Origin of the sequence: Curtobacterium sp. MMLR14_010, from assembly GCF_001865015.1 — a bacterium.
GTDB lineage: Bacteria > Actinomycetota > Actinomycetes > Actinomycetales > Microbacteriaceae > Curtobacterium.
Genome location: NZ_MJGV01000046.1, coordinates 339624 through 345623, shown reverse-complemented (window position 1 = coordinate 345623; position 6000 = coordinate 339624). Strand labels below are relative to the sequence as shown.

The window sequence follows — 6000 nt, the reverse complement described above, 5'->3', positions numbered from 1 at the left end:
GTCCGGCGGTCCTGCCGGTGACGACCACGCTCGAAGTCGAATCTGAAGCAGGACTGAAGCCCAGGTGCTGCCCAGCTGGCTCCATGCTCCGTGACTGCAACGCCGACGTACGGTGTCCGCCGTGCCCACCCCTGCCCGCGTCCTGCTCATCGACGACGACGAGACCATCCGCCTGTCCGTGGCCCGGTCCCTCCGTGCCGAGGGGCTCGTGGTCCTCGACGCCCCGGACGGCGACACCCTGCAGCGCGACCTGGTCCGGTTCGTTCCCGACCTGGTGGTCCTCGACTGGATGCTGCCAGGAGCGAGCGGCATCCAGCTCGCCGGCCGTGTACGCACCACGTCCGACGCCGCGATCGTGATGCTCACCGCACGGGACGAGGTCGACGACCGCCTGCGCGGCTTCGCCGAGGGCGCCGACGACTACGTGGTGAAGCCGTTCGCGATGGCCGAGCTCGTCGCGCGGGTCACGGCGGTGCTCCGGCGCCGCGGGCGGATCCCGTCGGTGGTCGAGGTCGGGGACCTCGTGCTCGACCCGGACGCCGCCGTGGTCCGGCGCGCCGGGGTCACGCTCGACCTGACCGCGACGGAGTTCCGGCTGCTCGCGTTCCTGGCCGAGAGCCGCGGGCGCACGCTCTCCAAGACCCAGATCCTGACGCAGGTGTGGGGGTACGACAGCGTCGACCCGAACCTCGTCGAGGTGCACCTCAGCGCCCTCCGCCGGAAGATGGAGGCGCACGGCCCGCGGCTCGTCCACACGGTCCGTGGGCTCGGCTACCGCATGAGCGCGGTCGCCGCGTGAGCGCCGCGCCGCTCCGCACGGGGTCGCTGCGCGCCCGGACGGTGGTCGCCGTCCTGGTGCTGCTCGCGGTGCTCCTCGGGCTGCTGTCCGTCGCGGTGGAGGCAACGCTCGGCGACCGCCTCCGCACCCAGATCGAGGACCGCCTGCGCGACCGGGCCTCCGCCGCCGCGGCGCTCGTGGGCACGGTGGACGCGGACGACCTGGCCGACCGGCTGTCGATGCAGGGCCTCGCCGTCACGATCACCACGAGCGACGGCGGTTCCGTCGAGGCCGGCCCCACCCCGGAGCAGCTCCGGCAGGGCCCTCCTGAGCCGCCGGGACTGTCCGGTCCGGCTCGGCCGGGAGGCTCGACACCAGCCCGCGGGTCGGCCACCGCTGACGGGGCGCCCGGGTCCGCCGACGTCGCGGGTGGGCAGGTCAGCATCACCTCCTCCTCGGTGCGGGAGGAGGGGCGCCTCGTGACGCTCGTCTCCCGCCTCAGCGACGGTTCGACGATCCGGCTGACCGCGGGGACCGGGTCGGTCGACGAGGTCCTCGGGGAACTCCGGTGGGTGATGCTCGGCGCCTCCGCCGTGTTCCTGCTCGTCGCTGCCGTCGGGTTGGTGCTCGTCGTGCGACGCACGATGCGGCCGCTCGACACGATGACGAACGCGGCGCGGTCGATCGCGCACGGCGACCGCGGGCGACGCCTCCGTCCCGCTCGTCGCGACACCGAGATCGGCCGCGTGGCGGTGGCCTTCGACGAGATGCTCGACGCGGTCGAGGGTGCTGAGCACCAGGCCCTCGCCGCCGAGGCCCGGATGCGCGCGTTCCTCTCCGACGCCGCGCACGAACTCCGCACCCCGGTCGCGGGCATCCGCGCCGCGGCGGACACCCTCGTGCGGACGCCGCTCGGCCCCGCGGAGCGCGAGGACCTCGCCGTGCACGTGGTCCGCCAGGCAGGGCGTGCCGGTCGGCTCGTCGACGACATGCTGCTCATGGCACGGGTCGACCGCGGGCTCGAGCTCGACCTGGCGCCCGTCGACCTCGGTGCCGTCACCCGTGCCGAGGCGTCACGTGCCCGACTCCGTGCCCCCGAGCTCCGGGTCGAGGTCGTGGAGCCCTCGGGTGCCGTCGGCGTCTCCGGCGACGACGACCGGCTCGGGCAGGTGCTCGGCAACCTGCTCGAGAACGCGGCGCGGGCCACGGGCGGGAGCGGCGTCGTCACCGTGGCCGTCGCAGTCGAGGACGGGCACGGCGTCGTGCGCGTGACCGACGACGGGCCGGGGATCCCGGAGGCCGACCGGGAGCGCGTGTTCGACCGCCTCGTGCGGCTCGACGCCGCGCGGGACGACCGGAGCGGAGGCGCGGGCCTCGGGCTGCCGATCGCCCGTGGCATCGCCCGTGCCCACGGCGGCGACCTGGTGTGCGCGCCCGGCGAGGACACCACCTTCGTCCTGACGCTCCCCGTCGTCGTCCCCGCGCCGACACTGGCGTGATCTCGTGCGTCGGGGGTCGGATCGCGCGTCGAGGGCGTGACCGCGCCACCGGGAGCGCCGGGTCGAAGTGCGCACCTGACCTGGTCGTGCCCGCGGCCGGGGCGTACGCTCGCGCCCAGCGCCGCCGGAACCGTGCGGTGCCCGAGCACCTCCTCAACGACGAGAGAGAGCGAGACCTCCTGTGCGCCGAGCACTCACCGCACTGATCGCGGTCGCGACACTGGCGGGGGTCGCGACCCCGGGCCTCCCGGCTGCTGCCGTGGCAGCACCAGCCAGCCACCCGACCACCAGCGTCACGACCACGTCAGACCTGTCGCGGCGCGGCAGCGCCCCGACGCACCAGAACCCGATGGCCCTCCGCCTGCCGGACGGCGAGACGGCGGCGAGCTGCGCCGACCCGACCGCGATCCACGGCGTCGGACGCGACCGGAACTGGTACCTGTACTGCACGACCGACGCGCTGTCGGCGACGGAGACGAACCCCGACGGCACGCTCGTGCAGCACACCGTGCCGACGTACCGCTCGACGGACCTCACGCACTGGACGTACGTTGGCGACGCCTTCGACGCCAAGCCCGCGTGGGTCGGCGACGCGAACGGCATCTGGGCCCCGGACGTCGTGTACCGCGCTGGTACTCACGGGCGTACGGGGACCTGGTACCTCTACTACGCCGCCTCGGACACCCCGAGCGCGACGGCTCCGACGGGTGGCGGGTCGGCCGTCGGCGTCGCGACGAGCTCGAGCCCGACCGGCCCGTGGACGGACTCGGGCGGGCCGGTCGTGGCACCGCGATCCGGACCGACCGGTGGTGACCGGTGGGAGTTCGACCCCGAGGTCATCACCGACCGCGGCACCACCTACCTGTACTTCGGCAGCTACTTCGGCGGCGTGGTCGTCCGGACGCTGAGCGCCGACGGACTCCGTTCGGACCCGGCAAGCGAGCGCCAGATCGCGATCGACAACCGATACGAGGGCGCCTACCTGATGCGCCACGGCGGGTGGTGGTACTTCATGGGGTCGGCGACGAACTGCTGCGCCGGGTCGCTCACCGGCTACGGCGTGTTCGTCGCCCGGTCGCGCAGCCCCCTGGGACCCTTCGTCGACCGCGACGGGGTCGCGATCACCAGCACCCGGGTCGGAGGCTCGCCCCTGCTCGCGCAGAACGGCAACCGCTGGGTGGGTACGGGCCACAACACCGTGGTCACGGACTACGCGGGACAGGACTGGATCATCTACCACGCGGTCGACCGGAACGACCCGTACTACGCGGGGCAGGCCACCTACACGAAGCGTCCGGTGCTCATCGACCCGCTGGACTGGCGGGGTGGTTGGCCCGTCGTACGCGGGGGAGCGGGACCGTCCGACACGAAGCAGGCAGGTCCGGTCGCGCAGCCCGGCCAGCGTCCTTCGTACCGACCGGCCCGTGCGCCCGTCGACGTTCCGGGACGGCTCATCCGCTCGGCCTCGACCGGGTTCGACGGCTCGGCGCTGCCGGCCCGGCTGACGTGGACGCGGGAGCCCGACGCCTCGACGTACTCGGTCGGTGACGGCGCGTTCCGCTGGCAGACGCAGGACGCTGACCTGCACCCGCCGCAGACCCCGCTCGCCTCCGTGCTCACCGAGCCCGCACCGCGCGGCGACTGGGTCCTGCAGACGACGGTCGCGGTCGACACCCCGGCCAACGGCGACGGCGTGAACTACGTCCAGGGCGGCCTCATCGTGTACGGCGACGACGGCAACTACGTCCGGCTGGTGTCGAACTCGATCTTCAACACGCGGCAGACGGAGTTCGGCAAGCAGGTGTCCGGGCAGCCGGCGGGAGCGCCCACCTACGGCAACATGGTCGTCGGCCCGGTCGGCGACACCACGACGCTGCGGATCGTCCACCGCACCGTGCGGGGCGAGGGGCACTACACCGCGTACACGAGCGTCGACGGCCGGCACTTCGTCCGCGGTGGGACGTGGACGGCGGACCTCGGCGCCAGCCCGCGTGTCGGGCTGATCTCGCTCGGCGGTTCCGGGTTCACCAGCACGTTCGAGGACCTGCGGGTCAGCACCGTGCGGTCCTCGCACCGCTGAGCCACCGCCACGCCCGGTCGGTCAGGTCGTCGGCTGGCACCGCGGACACCACCAGGTGCGCCGCGGTGCCGAGCCGACGAGCTCGACGGCGTCACGGCCGACCACTGCCGTCCGGCACCGCAGGCACGGACGCCCCGCGCGGCCGACGACCCAGTGCCGTTCCCCGCGTCGCCGCGAGCCGGTCGTCACCTGGTAGGCGTCGGGGACCGTGGCCGAGCGCACGAGCATGCGGCGCGCCAGGTCGAGCAGCGCCGGGACGTCCACGGTGCCGACGGGTCGGTCGGGGTGCAGGCCGCGGAGGAACCCGAGCTCGTTGACCCAGAGGTTGCCGAGCCCGGCCACGTTCCGCTGGTCGAGCAGGACGCTCCGCACCGATGCCGCCGGGTCGCGGAGGACCCGGGCGGCGGCGGCCTCCGCGTCGAAGTCGTCGTGGAGCAGGTCCGGGCCGAGGTGGCCGAGCGCCCGGGACTCGTCCGCGGTGTGGAGGAGGTCCACGACGGGCAGGTCGAGGCCCCAGACCGTGCGGCCGTCCTCGAGCGCCAGGCGCACCCGGGCACCACGAGCGGCCACCGCGGGGAGCCGTCGGCCCGCGGCTGTGACCGTCCACGAGCCCTGCATCCGCAGGTGGGTGTGCAGGGTGGTGCCGTCGTCGAAGCGCGTCAGCAGGTGCTTGCCGTGCGTGGCGTGGCCGACGACCCGCAGCCCGGCCAGGGAACGACCGGCGGCCCCGCCGGAGCGGAGTTCCCCGCTGGAGACCCGGGCGCCGTCGACCTGGCGCAGGCGTGCGGCGAGGCGGAAGACGGAGTCACCCTCTGGCACGGTGGCACGCTACCGAGGACCGCCGACAGCCCGCGGTTGAGAGGCCGTGCAGGATGCGCGTCCGTCGGCACCCGGCGACCTAGGGTGTCGAGGATGGGGAACGGGAACAGCAGTGGACGCCGCGGGGGACTCATCACGATGGTCGTGGTCGGGGGGTACCTCGTGCTGCGCTTCGGGTTCGTCGCCTGGCGGGAGCACGAGGCCGGCATGTCGACGGCCGGTGTCATCGGCACGCTGGCGCTGTACGCGGTCGGCATCTTCGTGGTCCTGCAGATCGTCCTGGGCATCCAGAACGCCAGGACCCGGCAGCGGGAGACGGCCCTGGCGCAGCTGCACCCCGGCGCGACCCTGGTCCCGGTGCAGCTGAAGCGGGACCTCGTGGTGGAGATCCGACGGACGGCGGGGATGCTCGGGACCGCGCCGGACGGAGACGTCCCACGCCGCGGTCTCGCCACGCTCGTCGCTGACCACCAGGGGCTGGGCCTCTACGTCGGTGGACGCACGCCGCGACTGCTGCTGGGCATCCCGCGCTCCGCCGTGCGGTCCGTCGGCAACGGCGAGACCAGCGCCGCGGGACGGTACGCGTTCGGCACGGTCGACGCCCTCCGGGTGACGGTCGACAACGGCCAGTGGACGGCGGTCGACCTGCCGCTCTACCGCACCGTCATCGGGTTCGCGAAGACGCTCCGCGGAGAGGAGCTCTCCGACCGCGTCCGCACGGTCGCCGTGGCGGCAGGGGTCAGGCAGGACGCCGAACCCCGCGCCGGGCTCTGAGCTCCGGGCCCTGAGCTCCACGCGGGCGCTGAACCCCGGGGCGTCGCTGC

General features: G+C 74.0%; 5 protein-coding genes. 4 read left to right on the top strand and 1 reads right to left on the bottom strand.

Annotation, left to right across the window (positions count from 1 at the left end):
* Nucleotides 1-121: 121 nt before the first annotated feature.
* The 3 genes from BIU98_RS10145 to BIU98_RS10130 all read left to right on the top strand — a co-directional run bounded on the left by BIU98_RS10145 (nucleotide 122) and on the right by BIU98_RS10130 (nucleotide 4357).
* Nucleotides 122-799 (top strand): winged helix-turn-helix domain-containing protein, encoded by a 678-nt coding sequence (locus BIU98_RS10145; protein WP_175481333.1) that lies wholly within the window; start codon nucleotides 122-124, stop codon nucleotides 797-799.
* Nucleotides 796-2277, top strand: coding sequence for a cell wall metabolism sensor histidine kinase WalK (locus BIU98_RS10140; RefSeq protein WP_071275518.1), 1482 nt, complete (start codon nucleotides 796-798; stop codon nucleotides 2275-2277). The genes BIU98_RS10145 and BIU98_RS10140 overlap by 4 nt, the downstream gene beginning before the upstream one ends.
* 181 nt (nucleotides 2278-2458) lie before the next feature.
* Nucleotides 2459-4357, top strand: a complete 1899-nt coding sequence (locus tag BIU98_RS10130; RefSeq protein WP_083393154.1) for a family 43 glycosylhydrolase — start codon at nucleotides 2459-2461, stop codon at nucleotides 4355-4357.
* 21 nt (nucleotides 4358-4378) lie between these two features.
* Here the strand turns inward: BIU98_RS10130 and BIU98_RS10125 are convergent, their stop codons facing one another.
* Nucleotides 4379-5176: a DNA-formamidopyrimidine glycosylase family protein gene (locus BIU98_RS10125; protein ID WP_071275514.1), complete on the bottom strand. Its 798-nt coding sequence runs from the start codon at nucleotides 5174-5176 to the stop codon at nucleotides 4379-4381.
* Between the two features lie 93 nt (nucleotides 5177-5269).
* Between BIU98_RS10125 and BIU98_RS10120 the strand changes: the two genes are divergently transcribed.
* Nucleotides 5270-5950, top strand: coding sequence for a hypothetical protein (locus tag BIU98_RS10120; RefSeq protein ID WP_139200652.1), 681 nt, complete (start codon nucleotides 5270-5272; stop codon nucleotides 5948-5950).
* Nucleotides 5951-6000: the final 50 nt, after the last annotated feature.